A 17,266-nucleotide genomic window follows, 5' to 3' on the forward strand; every position below is an offset into this window, starting at 1 on the left:
GGCCGCCGCGGCCGCGGGGACGGCGTGGCCGTCAAGGTTGGCGGAAGCGGTCGGTGGTGTCGATCAGGCGGTGCCGGGTGCCGGGTTCGGCGCCACCGTGGCCCGCGTCCTCGACGAGGTGGAACTCGGCCTCGGGCCAGGCCTGGTGCAGATCCCATGCCTGGTCGGGCGGTGTCTTCATGTCGTAGCGGCCGTTGACGATCACGGTGGGGATGTGCCGGATGCGGTCGACGCCCGCCAGGAGGCCCTCTTTGGGGAGGAAGCCGCCGTTGCTGATGTAGTGGTGGGTGATGCGGGCGAAAAGGAGGATAGCGCCGTCGTCCAGCTCCGGCGGGTCGACAGGCAGCAGGGTGTTGGCCGAGAACTCCCAGTCCATCCAGGCGCGGGCGGCCGGGAGATGGACGGCAGGGTCGGGGTCGCCGATGCGGCGGCCGTACGCGGCGACCAGGTCGTATCGTTCGTCGGCGGGGATCGCGTCGCGGAACGCGGCCCACTCGGCGGGAAAGAGGCGGGCCGCGCCGGCGGAGGTGAACGTCCAGTCCTCGTCGGAGGGCCGGACGAGGTAGATGCCGCGGAGCACGAGTTCGGTGACACGGTCGGGATGGGCCTGGGCGTACGAGAGGGCGAGGGTGCTGCCCCAGCTTCCGCCGAAGACGAGCCAGCGGTCGACGGACAGGTGCTCGCGGAGCCGCTCCATGTCGGCGACCAGGTGCGAGGTGGTGTTGTGCCGCAGCGACACCCCCGGGTCCGCGGCGCTCGGCCGGCTGGCGCCGCAGTTGCGCTGGTCGAACAGCACGATCCGGTACGCGGCCGGGTCGAAGAACCGGCGGAAGGGGGGCAGGATGCCGCCGCCGGGCCCGCCGTGCAGGAAGACCGCGGGCTTGCCGGCCGGGTTGCCGCAAATCTCCCAGTAGATCTCGTTGCCGTCTCCGACGTCGAGCAGACCGGAGTCGTACGGTTCGATCGGCGGGTAGAACTCTTTCAGCGCCATGTGATCAAGTAGACCACCCGAACCGGGCGATCGCGCACCGCGCCGACCGGGGCGGGCTGGTGTACCGGGTAACGGCCGCGCGCCGTAGGAGACCTTGCTCGTGGCCCCGGCCAGCCGTTCGCTGACCGTGACGTGAACGGGTCCGACGCCGGGTGTCGGCTGCGCGAACGAGACGGCGAATCTTCGACGACCAGGGCAAGGCGAAGCGCATCCGCATGGCACGCAAGCCGCTCATCGGCCATGGCCTCAGTGCGGCGCTGCGAGAAGTACAGGATGAGGACGACGGAGCGACAATGGTCGCGGCCGTCGGACCGCGACCATTGTCATCGCGAGGTCAGTCCTGTGGTGCGGTTTCGGCCTGCCGGTTCTGGGCGGGCTCGGTCGTCGCCTCCTTGCGTGAGCTGAACAAGAAGCAGAGCAGGGCGGCGGCCACCAGCGCGATGGCGCAGGCCACGAGGGTGGTCTGCATGGCGTTGACGAAGCCGGCGGCGAACGTGTCGGCGGTGACGCGTTCGTACAGGCTGGTCGTGGCGGGGTTCAGGCCGCTGGGCGGCGTGGGCGGGCTGTAGTGGTGCGCGGCGGCCGTGCTGCTGTCGATGAACCGGGCGCGCAGATGTTCCGGTAGCTGACCGGCGCGTTCCTCGGCCTCGGTGCGCAGGGTCGAGGAGAGACGGGCCGACAGCAGGGTGCCCAGCACGGCGGTGCCCAGGACGCCGCCGATCTGCCGGATGGTGCTGGAGACGCCGGAGGCCGCTCCGGCCAGCCGGGGATCGACGCTGTCCATGGTGGCCTGCTGCAGTGGTGCGAACGTGGCGCCGCCGGCGAGCCCGATGATGGTCAACCCGGGCAGCAGGCTCCACGCGCTGCTGCCGGGTCCGGTCATGGCGACCAGCACCAGCAGGCCGGCGGCCAGCAGCGTCATCCCGGACATCAGGATGTACTTGCCGCCGAAGGTGTCCGACAGCCGCCCGGCGTACGCCGAGCCGACCGCGGTGAGCACGGCGTTCGGCAGCACCACCAGACCGGTCTCCAGCGCCGAGTACCCGCGCGCCATCTGCAGGTACAGCACCACCACGAACATGATGCCGATCATGCCGAGCTGGAAGACGAACCCGACCCCGTTGCCGACGGCGAAGTTGCGCACGCCGAACAGGGCCGGCGGCATCAGGGGCTCCTCGCGTTGCCGGTGCTGCCAGACGACGAACACCGCCAGCAGCGCGACGCCGGCGACGATGACCGAGGGGATGCTGATCGGCCCGGTGACGGTGCCCCAGTCGAAGCGTTCTCCCTCGATCAGGCCGAACACGATGCCGCTCAGTCCCGCGGTGGCCAGCGCGACGCCGACCAGGTCGAGGCGGTGTCGCCGGTACGGGCGCATGGGCGGCGCGACGGTCAGCGCCAGCACGGCGGCGATGATCCCCACGGGGACGTTGATGAAGAAGATCCAGCGCCAGTCGAGGTGGGCCAGCAGGAAGCCGCCGAGGACCGGGCCGACGATGGGGGCGAAGCCGACGATCGCGCCGAACAGGCCGAACGCGCGGCCCCGCAATCGGGGTGGAAAGATCGTCAGGATTGATGAGATGACCTGCGGGAACAGCAGCGCCCCGCCCAATCCCTGCAGCAGCCGGGCGGCCAGCAGCTGGGACGGTGAGCCGGCCAGCCCGCACAGCGCCGAGGCGACGGTGAAGACGACGATGCCGATCACGTACACCCGGCGGTATCCGAAGATGTCCCCCAGCCGCCCCGTGGTGATCAGCAGCACCGAGAAGACGAGCAGGTAGCCGTCGATGATCCACAGCACCTGGTCGTAGGAGGCGCCGATGCTGTGGATCAGTGTGGGGATGGCGACGTTCACGATGGATCCGTCGAGCAACGACATGAAGAAGCCGATGCACATGGTCGCGAGAACCAGCCACGGACGTTGCGTGGCCGGTTGTCCGGCGGATTTGAATTCCGGCACTCCGGAGACCTCCCTGAGGAGAACCGTCTGCTGGAGTGGCGACGCGACCAGGGCCGCTGATGTCCGACAGCGCTCACCCCGGCCGGATGCCCGAAAGCTCGCAAAAGAGCAGGAGGGTTGACACGCGTCGCCACCGTCACAGAACACCCTTTTCCAGGATGTAGTGGGTGACTTCCACCTTCCCCATGTCATCGGGACCCGGGTGAAGCTGGTTGGCGAGGCGGAAAGCCCAACGGTGAGAAGTCGGCTCGAAGCCTAACACAGCGGTCCGGCCGGCCCGATGGCGTCCTGCGCCGCTCCCGATGGCTCGCTCTCGAAAACTCGTCTCTCTTGTAGACGAGGTTTCTCTCGGCGCGCTAACGTTGTCTTCGTTAGAGACGACGTTGGGGAGATCTCCGCGTCGGCCGTGGTAGTACTGGAAATCCGCGAAGGAGGCCGCACAGACAAGCAGGTGCACCCATGATCGAGCGCTACCTCGGTGTCCTTGGCATCGCCGAGGCCCTGGGCGTGAGCCGTCATGCGGTGCACAAGTGGCGCAGCCGCTATGCGGACGACTCCGATCACCCGTTCCCCCTGCCCGACGTCGAAGTCGACGGAGCTCCGGGCTGGCGGTCCGACCGGCTGGCGGAGATCGTGCGGTGGCGCGAGGGGCTGCCCGGCCGCGGCGCGGGCGGGGGCCGTCCTTCCCTCGCACGTCAGGAGTACCTCCAGGAAGCAGGGTCGCGCGGCCTGACCCGGGACGAGGCCATACGCGCGCTCGCCACGTTCGGCGAGGAGTTTCCCGAGATGACCGAGCCGGAGATCTGCGCCTGGCTCGTCGGGAAATGGCGCGGTTAGAACCCTTCCCCCACACCCCCATCAGCACGGAAGGCGATGACGCATGCCCGAAATCGGCGGAGAGACCGCACCGGGATTCGAAGCAGTACGCGAGGCGTTCGCGGCCGATCTGGCCGGCGCGCCGGAAACAGGCGCCGCGGTCAGCGTCTACCTGCACGGCCGGAAGGTCGTCGACCTGTGGGGCGGCATCGCCGACCCCGGCACCGGCCGCCCCTGGGAGCGCGACACCCTGCAACTCGTCTACTCCACCACCAAGGCCGTCACGGCCACCTGCGCCCTTCTGCTGTCCCAGCGGGGCGAGTTGGACCTGGACGCACCCGTGGCGGAGTACTGGCCGGAGTTCGCGGCCAACGGGAAGAAACGCATCCCGGTCCGCTGGCTGCTCACCCACCAGGCCGGGCTACCCGCGATCGACCACCCGATCACCCCGCGGGAGGCGATCGCCTGGGAGCCCATGGTGACCGCGCTGGCGGCCCAGCGCCCGTACTGGGAACCGGGCACGGAGCACGGCTACCACGGGCTCACCTACGGCTGGCTCGTCGGAGAGGTCGTCCGCCGGGTGTCCGGCCGCAGCCTGGGCACCTTCCTCGCGGACGAGATCGCCGGCCCGCTCGGACTGGACCTGTGGATCGGGCTGCCGGAAACCGAGCGGCACCGGGTCAGCCGGATCATCGACACCCCGCCCGACTTCCAGGCCATGGCCCGGATCGACCTGAACGCCCTTCCCGAACCCATGCGCGAGGTCATGACGGCCTTCGCCGACCCCACGTCGTTGACCAGGCGCTCGCTCGCCGTCGTCACGCCCCCGCTGGACCACAACAGGCCGGAGGAGCAGGCCGCCGAGATGCCCGCCACCAACGGCATCTGCACGGCCCGCGCGCTGGCCCGCTTCTACGCCGCGCTCATCGGCGAAATCGACGGGCACCGCATTCTCACCCCCGGCACCCTGACCGCCGCGACCGCGGAGCAGGTCAGTGGCATCGATCGCATCCTGCGCATGCCCGTCCGCATCGGCACCGGTTTCGGCCTCCCGACGCCGGACGCGTTCTGGTACTCACCGACCGCGTTCGGATTCCCCGGCCGCGGCGGCTCGCTCGGTTTCGCCGATCCGGCGACCGGTCTCGCCTTCGGTTACGTCATGAACCACGTCCTGGAAGGCGTGCCGGACCTGAGGGCCGCGAACCTTCTCGCCGCGGTCCGCAATGCCCTCGGCGATCTGACCGAGCCCGGCGGCAAGTGATCGTCAAGCGTTCTCCAACCGCGGTCTTTTACGTTTTCGGCATGCCAAACGTCGGTTTAGTTGAGATCATCATCATGTTCCTCATCCCCCTGGCGGTTCTCTGGGTCGTCATCTACACGGCCGTGCGGGCGGCGATCCGCCACAGCAAGTGACCAAGGCTGGTATTCGACGCATGGCGACCTCGCCCGGACAGGGTGACCTGATCGACGACATCCAGGTCCGGCTGGAGAGCCGCGGGTGGCAGGCCGAAAGCGGCCAAGGATGGCGCTGGGTCGACCACACGTACCGGAACGACGATGCCACGCTCCGGATCAGGTACCTGCCTGACACCAGCGCGATCCGATTCGATTTCGAATCCGAGGAGCACCTGGCGCGGCTGTCCATCTCCTTCCAGGACTCCCCGGACCGGATTCTCGATCTGATCATCCGCGACCAGTCGTCACTGTCCGAGGAGACCTGGCGGGCCTTTGTCTCTTCGCTGATCGAGCTGTCTCCCCAGGTCCTTTCGCTGTCCGACGAGGACGGCGACGACGAGGTGATCACCGACCGGGACGAGGGTGCGGCCGCGCTGCGCGAGATCGAGTGGGAGTGAGGAGCCGGCACCTTACCGAGAGGGTGCGGGGGCCGGGCGTACGACGATGGACTGGCTCAGCGGGCGCTCCCCACCCGTGAGGAACGGCGATCCGGTGGCCTCCTTCAGCGTGCCGCCGGACCCGATCTCGAACGCGGCCACCTGGTTCGTGTCCCGGACGGCGGCGAAGACATCGCGGCCGTCCGGTGCGATCGCGATCCCGAAGTCGGCCTGCCCGACCTTCGCCACGTCCTGCGCGGGTCCGAGCGTGCCGTCGAAGCGCACGGCGAATCGGGTGATGACCCGCGGCGGGCTGTCGCCGGTCTCGTCCACATCGGCGTACGAGAGGTAGAGGAAGCGCCCGTCGGGGGAGAGCACGGTCTGCTTGGGGAAGTCGGAGGTGGCGCGGAAGTCGCGGAGTTTGCCCGGTTTGCCGTCGGGGCCGATCCGGTACGCCGGGATCGTCCTGTCGGCGGTGTTGGTCACGTACAGGGTGCGCCCGTTCGGGGAGACGGTCGCCCGGCTGGTCCGCCTGTCGGCCTGCGACACCGGGCTGACCGGCCAGCAGGCACGGCCGCTCACCCATTTGACTTCAAGCACCCTTGAAGTCGTTGACTGGCGATCATGCAGACAGCAGGCACGTCTCTCAAGCAACGCGTGATCAGGTACTTGGTGCGCCAGGCGCACCACCCCCGGGGCATCGTCGGGTGGGCGAACGGCCAGCTGTTCGCCCATCGCCCCTCCAACCGGCGGCGCAACATCTGGGCGGTGTCGTTGCTGGACGTGCGGCCCGCCGACCGGGTGCTCGAGATCGGCTTCGGCCCCGGCATCGCCATCGCCGAGTTCGCCCGCCGCGCCACCCTGGGCCACGTCTTCGGCGTCGACCACTCGCAGGCCATGGTCCGGCACGCCACCCGTCGCAACGCCGCCGCCGTCCGCGCCCACCGCGTGCACCTCACGCACGCCTCCGTGGAGCAGCTGCCGAGCTTCGGCGAGCCGCTCGACGCCATCCTCGCCGTCAACTCCGTGGGGTTCTGGCCCGACCCGGTGGAACGGCTGAGCGAGCTGCGCCGCCTGCTCCGCCCCGGAGGACGCATCGCGCTCGTCAGCCAGCCCCGCTGCCCCGGTGCCACCCGGGACACCACCGCCAGGGCCGCCCAAGAGCTCCAGGACCTGCTCACCCAGGCCGGCTTCACCCATCTGCGGGTCGAGACCCTCGAACTCGACCCGCCCGTCGCCTGCGTGCTGGCCGACAATCCGCCCTCTTAGGCGAGCGGAACCTGACCTGGCGCTTTCCTGCGGCGTACGGCGATCGCCGCCCCGAGGGCGATGGCCGCGTAGCCGCAGGTCACGGCCAGCCCTGCCCACGGCGGGAGCGGGTAGTAGCCCCCGATCAGTGACGGGTCCACGTCCACGTGCGCGAACGTGGGGACGCTCTGCGTGATCGCGAACCCGGCGGCAGGGGTGATCATCAGCAGCCATGGCGCCAGGCCCGCGGTCGCCAGCAGATAGGGCACGGCGACCAGCGCGACGGCCAGTCCGATGGCGACGGCGCCCCGCTTGACCAGCGCCGCGAGGCCCAGCGCCAGCACGGCGGCGGCCGCGGTCAGGGCCGCGAAGCCGACGATCACCCGCAACTCGGTCGCCAGGGTGAGCGGCTGGATCGGGTTCTGATTGGCGCGCAACATCGCCAGGCCGACGGGGATCACGACCCCTGAGGCCACCAGCCCCGTCACGAACGCGACCGCGCCGACCACCACGGCCTTGGCCGCCAGCAGCCGCGCCGGATGCGGGCCGGTCCTGACCAGCCCGCGCCGGTGTTCCGCCGTGACGAACGTGACCGCCCCCACGAGCACCGGGATCAGCCCCACGGCCCCGCCGATCAGCAGGAGGTCGGCGCGCAGGCCGCCCTCCATCGTGGCGGGCCCGATGTCACCGCCCCCGGTCACGATGAGCTTGTCGCCGGACTCGACGACCCCGCCCGGGTGATGCGGGGTCTTGCCGTCGGACTCCATGGAGACGCCGACGTCGTCGCGGCGCCACGAACCGTTCGCGCCCTGCAGCGTGATCTGGTCGAAGGTGGCGGTGGCCTGGGCGAAGGCTTTCGCCATGCTCCACAAGGCGCCTGGTGAGGTGGCGAACATCCCGATCTCGACCGTCTCCGGCAGCCCGGTCAGCTTGACGGTGCTGACCTGGGTCCACGCCTTGCCGTCGTCCGACTCGTAGCCGCTGACGGTGTCGCCCGACCTGGTCAGCCGCAGCCACTGGGGGCCGTTGTGCGGACCGCCGGGCACGTCGTGGGTGAAGTTGTACTGCATCCGCACGCCGTGAGCTCCGGTGAGCATGACGGCGGCGTACGGTGTGCCCTCCTTGAGGCTCTGCCTGACGAGGAGCCCGGCCTTCGCCCACGGCACCACTCCCTCCTTGACGTTGCGCACCCCGGGTACGGCGTCCGGCAGCCGGATCTGCCCGGTCATGTCCGATATGCGGGCGGTGATGCTGCCGTTCCCCTTGAGCGGCTGGTGCACGAAGTAGTACTTGTCCTTCACCGCCGTGCCGTCGGGCCCCACCAGCGGCGCAGGGCAGGGGCCCTCCCCCTTCCCGGTCACGCAGGTGGTGCGGGCGCCCCCGGCGATCAGCAGCCCGAGCGACACGGTGACCAGTACGGAGGCCGCCATGGCGAGCGCCCAGCCGCGCGCGGTGCGGAACTTGGTCCACTCCGCGCGCAGCAACGGCGGGAAACGGTCCTGGCCGGATCGGTGGGGCGTGAATGAACTCATGCCGACGGTTGTACGCGGCACCCGGTTCCAGCAGGGTCGCAGCCGCTGCGACCTGGCTGGAACCGGGGATCTGGCATCGTTGACCCATGGCACCTCGACCCGGCGGCCGGTCCGGCCGCTCAGCCCGCACGACGACCGGCGGTGAACGGCGGTGAGGGTCCTCGTCGTCGAAGACTTCGAGGTACTCGCCCGCTCCATCGGAACCGGGCTGCGCCGCGAGGGCATGGCCGTCGACGTCGTCCTGGACGGAACGGCAGCCCTCGACCGCCTGGCCGCCACCCGTTACGACGTGGTGATCCTCGACCGCGACCTGCCCGGCGTCCACGGGGACGAGATCTGCCGGCGACTGGCCCACGGCCGCTGTGAGACCCGCGTGCTGATGCTCACCGCCTCCGGCACGATCGAGGACCGCGTCGACGGGCTCAGCCTCGGCGCCGACGACTACCTGCCCAAGCCGTTCGCGTTCGCCGAACTGGTCGCCCGCGTCCGTGCCCTGGCCCGCCGCGCCACCCCGCCGCTGCCGCCCACCCTGGCGTGCGGCGACATCACCCTCGATCCGGCCCGCCGTATCGCGTTCCGGGCCGGCCGGCGCCTGGAGCTGAGCCCCAGGGAGTTCGCTCTGCTCGAATGCCTGCTCGCCGTGCCCGGTGTGGTCATCTCCGCCGAGGAGCTGCTCGAACGCGTCTGGGACGAGGCCGCCGACCCCTTCAGCAGCGCCGTCAAGCACACCATGCACCGATTGCGGGCCAAGCTCGGCGACCCGCCCGTGATCGAGACCATCCGCGAAGGCGGCTACCGCATCGGATCGTCATGACCTCCCCGCAACTCGCCAGAAGGTCCCTGCAGACGCGGCTCGCGCTCGCCTACGCGGCGGGCATCTACGCCGCCGGGGTCTTCGTGCTCATCTTCGTCGACGTCCCGCTCGCCGGCATCCACGCGGCCAAGCCTGTAGGCCGGCCCTCATCGGGCGCGATCGCCGAGACCGGGTCCGGGATCAGCCTGCCCCAGCTCCTCATGGGGTCCGCCGTCGCCCTGGTCATTCTCATTCCCGTCGCCCTGGCTCTCGGCTGGTACGTCGCCGGCCGGTTCCTGCACCCGCTGCGCGCCATCACCTCCACCGCCAAGGTCATCTCCGCCGGGAACCTCGACCGGCGCCTCGACCTCGGCGAGCCCACGGACGAGCTGACCGAGCTCGGCCACACCCTCGACGACCTGTTCGCCCGCCTGCAAGCGTCCTTCGACGCCCAACGGCACTTCGTCGCCAACGCCTCCCACGAGCTGCGCACCCCCCTCGCCGGCCTGCGTACCCTCCTCGAAGTCGCCCTCGCCGACCCCGACGCCGACACCGACACCCTGCGCTCGGCCTGCCAGGAGGCCCTCGCTCTCGGCGGGCACCAGGAGCGGCTCGTCCAGGCGCTGCTCGCGCTGGCCACCAGCGAGCGCGGCGTCACCCGCTGGGACACCCTCGACCTCGCCCACGTCGTCGAAGGAGTGCTCGCCTCCCGCCGCGACCGGGCCACCGAGACGGGCATCGACCTCGCCGAACACCTGGCGCCCGCGGTGACCGCCGGGGACCCGAGACTGATCGAAAGCCTCGTCGCCAACCTCATCGACAACGCCATCCGCCACAACCATGCGGACGGGCAGGTGAAGGTCACCACGCAGACCTCCGGCACGCAGGTGGCCCTGACGGTCACCAACAGCGGGCCGGTCATCCCCGACGACCAGATCCAGCGCCTCTTTCAACCCTTCCAGAAACTGGCGCCCGATCGTCACGGCCGGCGCGACGGCTACGGTCTCGGCCTCGCCATCGTCAATGCCGTCACCCAAGCTCACCACGCCACCCTCACCACCCGCGCGCGCCCCGAGGGCGGCCTGGCCATCACCGTGCGGTTCGCCAGTCCCAGTTGGTGACGCGGCGCAGGACGTACTCGACCGGTCCGTAGCGGTGCGTACGCAGCCAGCGCGCGCTCAGCCAGATCAGGACCGTGTAGATCGCCAGGGCCACGCCCATCACGGCGAGCGGCGACAGGCTGCCCGCCAGCGCCAGGCCGTACCCGGTGAAGACCAGGCAGCACAGCACCGACTGCCCGACGTAGTTGGAGGCCGCCACCCGCCCGGCGGGGGACAGCGCGCGCCCGGCGGCGGGGAAACGCCGGATCACCCGCAGCAGGGTCACCACGTACGCGGCGGCCAGCAGGATCGAGGTCACTGTGGACACCGCCAGGCCGGCCAGCTCCCACGTGCCTCCCGCACCGGCCGTCAGCGCGAGCAGGATCCCGCCGGGCAGGCCGAGGCCGAAGCCGATCCACTGGACGCGCGGCGCGAGATGCCACCACCGCCCGGTCTCCTCCAGCAGCCTGGACCGGCCCGCCGCCAGCCCGAACAGGAACATGGCCAGCGCCATCGGCCCCTGGAAGATCCAGACCATCGCGACGAGCGGCGGGTAGAGCTCCAGTTGCAGGGTCAGCACGTCGAGCGGGCTGCCGGTGGCCAGGGCCAGCGTGTGGGCCGCCGCCGCGGTGTCGGCCGCCGGGGCCTGGCCGGCCGTCGGGTCGAGGGTGGACAGCCACGCCAGCCCGGACCACAGCAGGGCCAGCACGCCGACGATGACCGATCCGGTCACGACGGCGGTCTTCGGCCTGATGTTACGCAGCGCGAGCAGGAGCAGGCCGAGCATGGCGTACAGGGTGAGGATGTCCCCGATCCACAGCAGGATCCCGTGTGCCAGGCCGATCACGAACAGGCCCAGGCACCTGCGCAGCGTCCTGGCCCGCACGCTCGCGCCCGCCCGCTCCGCCGAGCGCATCTGCAACGTGAACGAGTAGCCGAACAGGAACGAGAAGATGATGTAGAACTTGGTCAGCACGAGGGCGGTGATGACCGTGGCCACGGGCCCGTCCGGGATGGGCATGGTGCCGTTGATCGCGTAACCGGGGTCGGCGAAGAAGCCGATGTTGGCCACCAGGATGCCCGCGAGCGCGAAACCGCGCACCGCGTCGATCTCGTGGACCCGGCCGGCGAGCGGCGTGCTCACTTGTGTCATGGACCTGAAGCTACGGACGGCGTGCCTGCCGGGGCATCCGACCTTGGTCTGCCTCCTGGCGACTAAAGCAGCACGGGTCCCGCTCTCCGTCTCAGGGGTGGTCCGGGATGCGCACCGTGAGCAGGGCGACGTCGTCGTCGTTGTCCGCGGGGCGGACGCGGTCGATGAGTACGTCGCCCAGCGAGGCGACGGGCCGCTGGGCCATCGAGGCGGCGTAGCGGCTCAACCGGGACATCCCCTCGTCCAGCGTCCGGGTCGGGGACTCGATCAGGCCGTCGGTGTAGAGCACCAGCGTGGAGCGGGGCGGCAGGTCGGCGGTGGCGTCGACGCGGACGGTGGGGATGCCGGTGCCCAGGAGCAGGTCCTGGCCCTCCTCCAGGAAGCGGGTCCGCCCGTCCCGCTCCACCAGCAGCGGCGGCGGGTGGCCCGCGTTGGTCCAGCGCAGCCGCCATCCGCCGTCGTCGCGGCGCTCCAGCCGGGCGAGGACGGCGGTGGCCATCGTGGTCTCGGCCATGCGGGCCACCGCCTGGTCGAGCCGGTCCACGATGACGCTGGGCGGATCCTGGCCCGCGCCGGCGTAGGCGCGCAGCATGTTGCAGACCTGCGCCATGCCGGCGGCGGCGTCCAGGTCGTGGCCGACCACGTCGCCGATCACCAGGGCCGTGGCGCCGTCGGGCAGGACGAAGGAGTCGTACCAGTCGCCGCCGACCTGCGAGGCGTGGGGCGCGGGCCGGTAGGAGGCGCTCATCTCCAGCCCGGGCACCGACGGCAGTTTGGGCAGCAGGTGGCGCTGCATGGTCTCGGCGACCCGCCGCTGCCGCTCGTACAGGCGGGCGTTGTCCAGCGCCAGGCCCGCCCGGCGGGCGATGTCCTCCACCAGCAGCAGGTCGGCGGTCGTGAACGTCGCCGGCTGCCCGGAACGTCCCAGCGTCAGGGCCCCGACCACGTCCCGCACGCCGCGGATCGGCGCGATGCACGCCGAGTGCATGCCCGTCACCCGGAACAGCTCCTGCTGGACGACCGCGATGCCCGAGTCGGGAAGCCCCTGGTAGGTCTCCGGGCCCACGAGCGTGGCGGTGACTCCGCGCAGCGCCCGCGACAGGGGCATCGGCGACTCCTGGGGAACGGGCGGCATCGGCCCCTCCAGATCGTCCCGGTACGTCAGGAGCCCGCCCTCGAAGTGGGCGACGGCGGCCCGCGACACCCCGCCTTCCTCGGTGAGCAGGTCGATCACCGCCCAGTCCGCCAGCAGCGGCAGGACCAGGCGTACGAGCTGGCGCAGCGTCTTGTCCACGTCCAGGCTGGCGGTGAGCGTCGTGGTCGTCTCCGCGAGCAGGGCCAGCCGGTCGAGCTGCGACATCGAGGCCGTGGCGGCGGCCGTCTCGTACGGGGCCGGCCCGGGTGACTCGTGGAAGAGCACCAGCGCTCCCGTCCTGCCCTCGTCGAGCCGGCAGGGGGTGACCATCCAGGAGACCCGCATCAGCACGCCGTCGCCGCGTTCGAACCATTCTCCTTCGCCCTGCGCGCTGTCGCCCACGATGAGGGGCTGCCGCATCGCGCACCGGCTGCGCGGCAGGGGCTCGCCGTACTTGCCCCGGTGCAGCAGGTCGTGGGCGTCCTGGCCCAGCAGGTCCTCGGCGGGGCGGCACAGCAGCCGTTCGGCCTGGGCGGTGACCTCCACGATCCGCCCGCGGTCGTCCACCACGTACGCCCCCGCGTCGGAGAGGTCGGGCAGGCGGCACAGCCGCATGCCGTGCGCCGTCCACGATGCCCCGGTATCGCCGGCTGGCATGTTCATGGACGGCGCTCCTTCCCTGGTACCGGTGACCTGTATCGTCACAGGCAGCCTAGAGGAACGCGGCATATGCCCCGTCACGCGCCGTCGGGCCCGGGCATGGGCCGGCCCCGGCCGACGGACGACCGGGGCCAGGTGCGCCGGACGTCAGTCGGCGCAGATCGCGAAGACGCTGATGCCGACGTCGTTGTAGCCGTCCTGACGGCCGATGCCGATCCAGCCGCGGCCGTCATCGGTGGGGAAGGACCCGACCAGGATCGCCCTGTTGCCGCGGGCCTCGGCGCCGCCGCCGAGGACCCTCTTGTTGCCGGGGCAGAAGAGCGTGCGGCGCTGGAAGTTGGGGACGTTGGCGTTGGGGAGGGTGACGAGCTGGTAGCCCGGCGGGAGAGCCGACAGGTGGGCGGCCGCCTGGACCGGTACGGACGCCTGGCTGGCGGCGGCGGTCGTCGTCAGACACGCCCCCGCCGCGATGACGGTGAGGGGGAGGGTCAGGAACCACTTCGACTGCATCGTTCTCCTTCTGTCCTGTCCCCAGACGGCCACGACTCCGGGCAGCGCGCGGCACGCCGGCGATTGCGCGCACTGAGAGTGGTGGTCTGATCACGGGGGGCAAAGGTTCTGACACGATGAGTATCGGTGCTATCACGTACCGTGTCCATGCGTATCTGTGTTCGGGTGCGGCACCAGCCGTTTGAGCACCGGCGGACCGCCGCCCGGCTCCCGTGATCAGCCGCTGTAGGAGATCCAGCCGTATTCGTACTGAGTCCAGCCGTTCTCGTCCCCGCTGTGCCTGCGGCCGGTCATCACCTGGTTGGTGCCGCCCATGGAGGCGTGGTTGTTCTCCCTGACCCAGCCCTCCAGCTGCCTGGGGGTGATCTGCACCGCCTTGCCCTGCCAGAACAGCGCACCGTGGTAGTAGATGGTGTCGCCGTTCTCGTCCCCGTCGTGCCGGATGCCGATGATGGCCTCGTTCGCCGGGGTTTTGTAATCGTGCTGGTTCTCATCCGTCTTGGTGCCCCAGATGTCCCACCTGAGCACCGTGACCTGGACGTTGTCGATGTAGATGCGGCCGCAGGAGAACGTGGTGTCGCCGTTCTCGTCGCCGCGGTGCCCGCGGCCGATCAGAACTTCGTTCGTCGGGCAGTTGAACTTGCTGTTCGACTGTTTCAGGGTCGAGACCTGCCCGGGACGGATCTCGATCGTGGCAGCCGCGGCGGGGCCGGCGGGGACCAGGGTGAGGGCGGCGACGGCCGTCGCCGCCAGCGCGGCCGGCAGAGCCTTCTTGAGCATGTCGTGTCCTTAGAGGAGATCCTGCGGTAAGCGGAGTCCATGATCGCCGTCACGATGGCGACCGTCGTCCGCCTGCAGGGTGAGCGCGGGTCCGCCTGTACGGTGATCCACCCGCTGTGTTCCTGCGGGGCCGTCCTGCCCGCCGCGCCTGGTCGGTGGCGGCGCTGTCTCCCGCACGGCGAGGCCTTGAGGCGCCGGACGCGCAAGGGGCCTCCACCGAACGTCTCAGTCGTCGTGGGCGATGAGCATGAGCTGCCGCCACAGCAGCACCACGAACACCGCGGAACCAGCGAAGGCGAACCAGAAGGGCGCCGCGACGCCGAAGCGGGTGGCCAGGACGCCGCCGATCAGCGAGCCGACCACCAGACCGGCGTAGACGCAGATGGCATTGACGCTGCCCACCCGGCCCTGGAGTTCGCGCGGGACCGCGCGCTGGCGGACGGTGACCGAGGTCGTGCCCCAGATGAACGCGTGCGCGCCGAAGGCCAGGAAGATGCCCCCGGCGACCCACGGCGAATGGGTCAGGGCCAGGCCCAGGTGGGTGAACGTCTCGATGATGAGTCCGATCCGCATCAGGGCGCCGAGGCTCACCTTGCGGGTGATGGCCCCGTACAGGCCGGTGCCGATCAAGCCGCCGATCCCGCCGATGGTGGTCATCAGGCCGAAGCCGATGGCGCCGAGGCCGAGTTGCTCCTGGGTGTAGAGGACGAGAACCGACCAGGCGGCGCCGAACGTGAAGTTGAAGATCAGGATGGTGAGCGCCAGCGTGCGGACCGCCGCGTGCTGGATGGTCCAGGTGAACCCGGCGATGAGCTCCCGTACGGTGTTGGGCCTGGGATCGTCGGCCTGCCGGCCGTGCGGCGGCAACGTGATCCGGGAGACCAGCACGATCCCCGCCATCACCAATAGCAGCTGGCTCGCGAACGGCCAGGTCAAGCCCAGGCCGAACAGTGCCGCGCCGATCGGCGGCCCGGCGAGCTGGTTGAGCGTGATGAATCCCGTGCCCAGGCGGGCGTTGGCGATGACGAGATCGTCCTTGCCGACCATCATGGGCGTCAGCGTGGCCGTCGCGTTGTCGGCGAACACCTCGGCGATCGACCGGAGCGTGAGCGCCACCAGCGCCGTCGCCACGGTCACGGTGCCGGTCACCATGAGCGCGACGAGCGCCGCCAGCACCACGGCGCGCACCGCGTTCGCGACGAGGACGATCCTGCGCCGGTTGTACCGATCCGACAGCACGCCCGCGTACAGGCTGAACATCAGCGGCGGCGCCCAGCTCACCAGGGCCGACAGCGAAATCATCAGCGGGTCGCGGGTCAACGTCGCGATCAGCAGTGGGCCCGCTGCGGCCGCCACCCCGTCACCGAGATTCGTCAGCCAGCTCGAGGCCAGCAACCATCGGAATCCTGTCCCCAGCCGGGCAGGCAGCACTCGCTCAACCACTGTGATCACGAGCGCAAAACCCTACGTGGCGAGGGTATTCGCGGCAACGCGTTTTCGCGTCCACGCGCTGTGCGGTGAGGAGGTCGCTTGCGCCGCCGGTGTTCGGACGCATCCGGTTGCGTCCCCGATGTCACTCGGCGCGCATGCGCCCGACCTCTGACTGGAAGACCCCCTCCGTCCTGTCCAGGAAGTCGGCGATCAGCTCCAGCTGCTCCTCGGTGTAGCCGTCCAGCGCGCCGCGCCACGCCCGTACGAACGGGGCGAACACCGGGCCGATCACCTGCGCGGCCTCCTGGGCCTGGAGCGTCACCACGACCTTGCGGCGGTCGACTCGGTCGCGCTCGCGCCGTACGTACCCCACCGCCTCGAGCCTGTCGATCACCCCGGTGACGGACGCGGTCGTGATGCCCGCGCGCCTGGCCAGCTCGCTCGCCGTCAGGGGGCCGTCGCTGAGCAGGTTGAGGCAGTGCAGGTCGGTGGTGTTGACGCCGATCCGCTCCGCGGCGCCCTGGCTCATCGCCACCGACAGCGCGTTGGTACGGCGCAGCGCGTCGAGCAGCTGGGCCACGAGCTCGGCACGCCTTGACATCGCCATCCAAACTCCTTAGCGTTCCAAGTGTTTAGGAAAACTAGAGATATGGCTCTCTAGTGACTAGCCTAGCGGAAGGACGGCACGATGAAGGATGTCATCAAGCGCTTCTACGACGAGGTGCTCAACGCCGGCGACCTCGACGTCGCCGACGAGATCGTCGGCCCCGGCTTCGCGCCCCGGGGCGGCGAGGTCGCCGGCCCCGAAGCGCTCAAACAGGTCGCCCGCTACCTCCGCTCGGCGCTGCCCGACCTGCGCTTCGACATCGAGGACCTGATCGCCGAGGGCGACCGGGTGGCCACCCGGTGGACGTTGCGGGGCACGCACGAGGGGGACTTCTTCGGTTTCCCGCCCACCGGCAAGCCGCTGGAGGTGCGCGCCTGCGTCATCTTCCGCATGGAGGACGGCAAGGTGGCCGAGATCTGGCCGGTCATCGACTCCGGCTCCCTCGCGGCCGCGAGGGGATGACGTTCCCTGACGGGCGGTCCGGCGCCTGACTGATCATGAAACCCGCACGCCGGGGGAAGGGGTCTGCTCCCGTTCCGCCTGGCCCAGTTCGGCGGTCAGCGGCGGAGCCGAGTCCGCCGCGACCGGGCCCAACTCGGCCCAGAGCGCGGCGACCCTGCGCCGGGGGGTGGGGTTGGGGTGGCAACACCCGAAAAACCACCGCCCCCCCCCCGCCCGGGGCGCCGGGGCGGAACCCCACAGCGGCACCAAGGACGCC

At 70.5% G+C, this 17,266-nt stretch carries 17 protein-coding genes; 7 read left to right on the top strand and 10 right to left on the bottom strand.

Features of this window, described 5'->3' with window-relative positions; genetic code table 11:
- Positions 1 to 31: 31 nt before the first annotated feature.
- Positions 32 to 985, bottom strand: a complete 954-nt coding sequence (pip, locus tag ACWDX9_RS46505) for a prolyl aminopeptidase (protein WP_449966839.1) — start codon at positions 983 to 985, stop codon at positions 32 to 34.
- 340 nt (positions 986 to 1,325) lie between these two features.
- Complete coding sequence (locus tag ACWDX9_RS46510) at positions 1,326 to 2,951, bottom strand: DHA2 family efflux MFS transporter permease subunit (RefSeq protein WP_449966804.1); 1,626 nt, start codon at positions 2,949 to 2,951, stop codon at positions 1,326 to 1,328.
- Positions 2,952 to 3,410: 459 nt separating this feature from the next.
- Between ACWDX9_RS46510 and ACWDX9_RS46515 the strand changes: the two genes are divergently transcribed.
- The 3 genes from ACWDX9_RS46515 (at position 3,411) to ACWDX9_RS46525 (ending at position 5,620) form a co-directional block, all read left to right on the top strand.
- On the top strand, positions 3,411 to 3,788 hold the full coding sequence (locus ACWDX9_RS46515) for a helix-turn-helix domain-containing protein (protein WP_449966807.1): 378 nt from the start codon (positions 3,411 to 3,413) through the stop codon (positions 3,786 to 3,788).
- Positions 3,789 to 3,831: 43 nt separating this feature from the next.
- Entirely contained in the window at positions 3,832 to 5,028 is a 1,197-nt protein-coding gene (locus ACWDX9_RS46520; protein ID WP_449966809.1) for a serine hydrolase domain-containing protein, read from the top strand.
- A gap of 172 nt (positions 5,029 to 5,200) precedes the next feature.
- On the top strand, positions 5,201 to 5,620 hold the full coding sequence (locus ACWDX9_RS46525; RefSeq protein ID WP_449966811.1) for a hypothetical protein: 420 nt from the start codon (positions 5,201 to 5,203) through the stop codon (positions 5,618 to 5,620).
- Between the two features lie 12 nt (positions 5,621 to 5,632).
- Here the strand turns inward: ACWDX9_RS46525 and ACWDX9_RS46530 are convergent, their stop codons facing one another.
- Entirely contained in the window at positions 5,633 to 6,181 is a 549-nt protein-coding gene (locus tag ACWDX9_RS46530) for a beta-propeller fold lactonase family protein (protein WP_449966814.1), read from the bottom strand.
- Between the two features lie 75 nt (positions 6,182 to 6,256).
- Here ACWDX9_RS46530 and ACWDX9_RS46535 point away from each other — a divergent pair, with 75 nt between their 5' ends.
- Entirely contained in the window at positions 6,257 to 6,868 is a 612-nt protein-coding gene (locus tag ACWDX9_RS46535) for a class I SAM-dependent methyltransferase (RefSeq protein WP_449966816.1), read from the top strand.
- Here the strand turns inward: ACWDX9_RS46535 and ACWDX9_RS46540 are convergent.
- On the bottom strand, positions 6,865 to 8,379 hold the full coding sequence (locus ACWDX9_RS46540) for a hypothetical protein (protein ID WP_449966819.1): 1,515 nt from the start codon (positions 8,377 to 8,379) through the stop codon (positions 6,865 to 6,867). The genes ACWDX9_RS46535 and ACWDX9_RS46540 overlap by 4 nt on opposite strands.
- 151 nt (positions 8,380 to 8,530) lie before the next feature.
- Between ACWDX9_RS46540 and ACWDX9_RS46545 the strand changes: the two genes are divergently transcribed.
- The gene (locus tag ACWDX9_RS46545; RefSeq protein WP_449966821.1) at positions 8,531 to 9,193 is read left to right on the top strand and encodes a response regulator transcription factor; all 663 of its coding nucleotides are present in this window, start codon (positions 8,531 to 8,533) and stop codon (positions 9,191 to 9,193) included.
- On the top strand, positions 9,190 to 10,293 hold the full coding sequence (locus tag ACWDX9_RS46550; protein WP_449966823.1) for a sensor histidine kinase: 1,104 nt from the start codon (positions 9,190 to 9,192) through the stop codon (positions 10,291 to 10,293). The genes ACWDX9_RS46545 and ACWDX9_RS46550 overlap by 4 nt, the downstream gene beginning before the upstream one ends.
- On the opposite strand, the gene ACWDX9_RS46555 is transcribed toward ACWDX9_RS46550, so the two are convergent.
- From ACWDX9_RS46555 to ACWDX9_RS46580, 6 genes are all read right to left on the bottom strand, one after another.
- Positions 10,262 to 11,425 (bottom strand): DUF418 domain-containing protein, encoded by a 1,164-nt coding sequence (locus tag ACWDX9_RS46555; protein ID WP_449966826.1) that lies wholly within the window; start codon positions 11,423 to 11,425, stop codon positions 10,262 to 10,264. The genes ACWDX9_RS46550 and ACWDX9_RS46555 overlap by 32 nt on opposite strands.
- 91 nt (positions 11,426 to 11,516) lie before the next feature.
- On the bottom strand, positions 11,517 to 13,223 hold the full coding sequence (locus tag ACWDX9_RS46560) for a SpoIIE family protein phosphatase (protein ID WP_449966828.1): 1,707 nt from the start codon (positions 13,221 to 13,223) through the stop codon (positions 11,517 to 11,519).
- 144 nt (positions 13,224 to 13,367) lie between these two features.
- Positions 13,368 to 13,730 carry a hypothetical protein gene (locus tag ACWDX9_RS46565; RefSeq protein ID WP_449966831.1) on the bottom strand — a complete coding sequence of 121 codons (363 nt, stop codon included), beginning with the start codon at positions 13,728 to 13,730 and terminating at the stop codon, positions 13,368 to 13,370.
- A 216-nt stretch (positions 13,731 to 13,946) separates the two neighbouring features.
- Positions 13,947 to 14,510: a hypothetical protein gene (locus ACWDX9_RS46570; RefSeq protein ID WP_363985472.1), complete on the bottom strand. Its 564-nt coding sequence runs from the start codon at positions 14,508 to 14,510 to the stop codon at positions 13,947 to 13,949.
- A 225-nt stretch (positions 14,511 to 14,735) separates the two neighbouring features.
- Positions 14,736 to 15,905, bottom strand: a complete 1,170-nt coding sequence (locus ACWDX9_RS46575; protein ID WP_449912143.1) for an MFS transporter — start codon at positions 15,903 to 15,905, stop codon at positions 14,736 to 14,738.
- Between the two features lie 178 nt (positions 15,906 to 16,083).
- Complete coding sequence (locus tag ACWDX9_RS46580) at positions 16,084 to 16,548, bottom strand: MarR family winged helix-turn-helix transcriptional regulator (protein WP_449966834.1); 465 nt, start codon at positions 16,546 to 16,548, stop codon at positions 16,084 to 16,086.
- A gap of 81 nt (positions 16,549 to 16,629) precedes the next feature.
- On the opposite strand from ACWDX9_RS46580, the gene ACWDX9_RS46585 reads away from it, so the two are divergent.
- On the top strand, positions 16,630 to 17,010 hold the full coding sequence (locus tag ACWDX9_RS46585) for an ester cyclase (protein WP_449966836.1): 381 nt from the start codon (positions 16,630 to 16,632) through the stop codon (positions 17,008 to 17,010).
- Positions 17,011 to 17,266 lie beyond the last annotated feature (256 nt).

The organism is Nonomuraea sp. NPDC003201, assembly GCF_053590415.1.

Coding starts and splice junctions, on each gene's coding strand:
- ACWDX9_RS46520 (WP_449966809.1), top strand. CDS start 3,832: ATGCCCGAAATCGGCGGAGAGACCGCACCGGGATTCGAAGCAGTACGC.
- ACWDX9_RS46565 (WP_449966831.1), bottom strand. CDS start 13,730: ATGCAGTCGAAGTGGTTCCTGACCCTCCCCCTCACCGTCATCGCGGCG.
- ACWDX9_RS46540 (WP_449966819.1), bottom strand. CDS start 8,379: ATGAGTTCATTCACGCCCCACCGATCCGGCCAGGACCGTTTCCCGCCG.
- ACWDX9_RS46580 (WP_449966834.1), bottom strand. CDS start 16,548: ATGGCGATGTCAAGGCGTGCCGAGCTCGTGGCCCAGCTGCTCGACGCG.
- ACWDX9_RS46525 (WP_449966811.1), top strand. CDS start 5,201: ATGGCGACCTCGCCCGGACAGGGTGACCTGATCGACGACATCCAGGTC.
- ACWDX9_RS46570 (WP_363985472.1), bottom strand. CDS start 14,510: ATGCTCAAGAAGGCTCTGCCGGCCGCGCTGGCGGCGACGGCCGTCGCC.
- ACWDX9_RS46585 (WP_449966836.1), top strand. CDS start 16,630: ATGAAGGATGTCATCAAGCGCTTCTACGACGAGGTGCTCAACGCCGGC.
- ACWDX9_RS46560 (WP_449966828.1), bottom strand. CDS start 13,223: ATGAACATGCCAGCCGGCGATACCGGGGCATCGTGGACGGCGCACGGC.
- ACWDX9_RS46550 (WP_449966823.1), top strand. CDS start 9,190: ATGACCTCCCCGCAACTCGCCAGAAGGTCCCTGCAGACGCGGCTCGCG.
- ACWDX9_RS46555 (WP_449966826.1), bottom strand. CDS start 11,425: ATGACACAAGTGAGCACGCCGCTCGCCGGCCGGGTCCACGAGATCGAC.
- ACWDX9_RS46515 (WP_449966807.1), top strand. CDS start 3,411: ATGATCGAGCGCTACCTCGGTGTCCTTGGCATCGCCGAGGCCCTGGGC.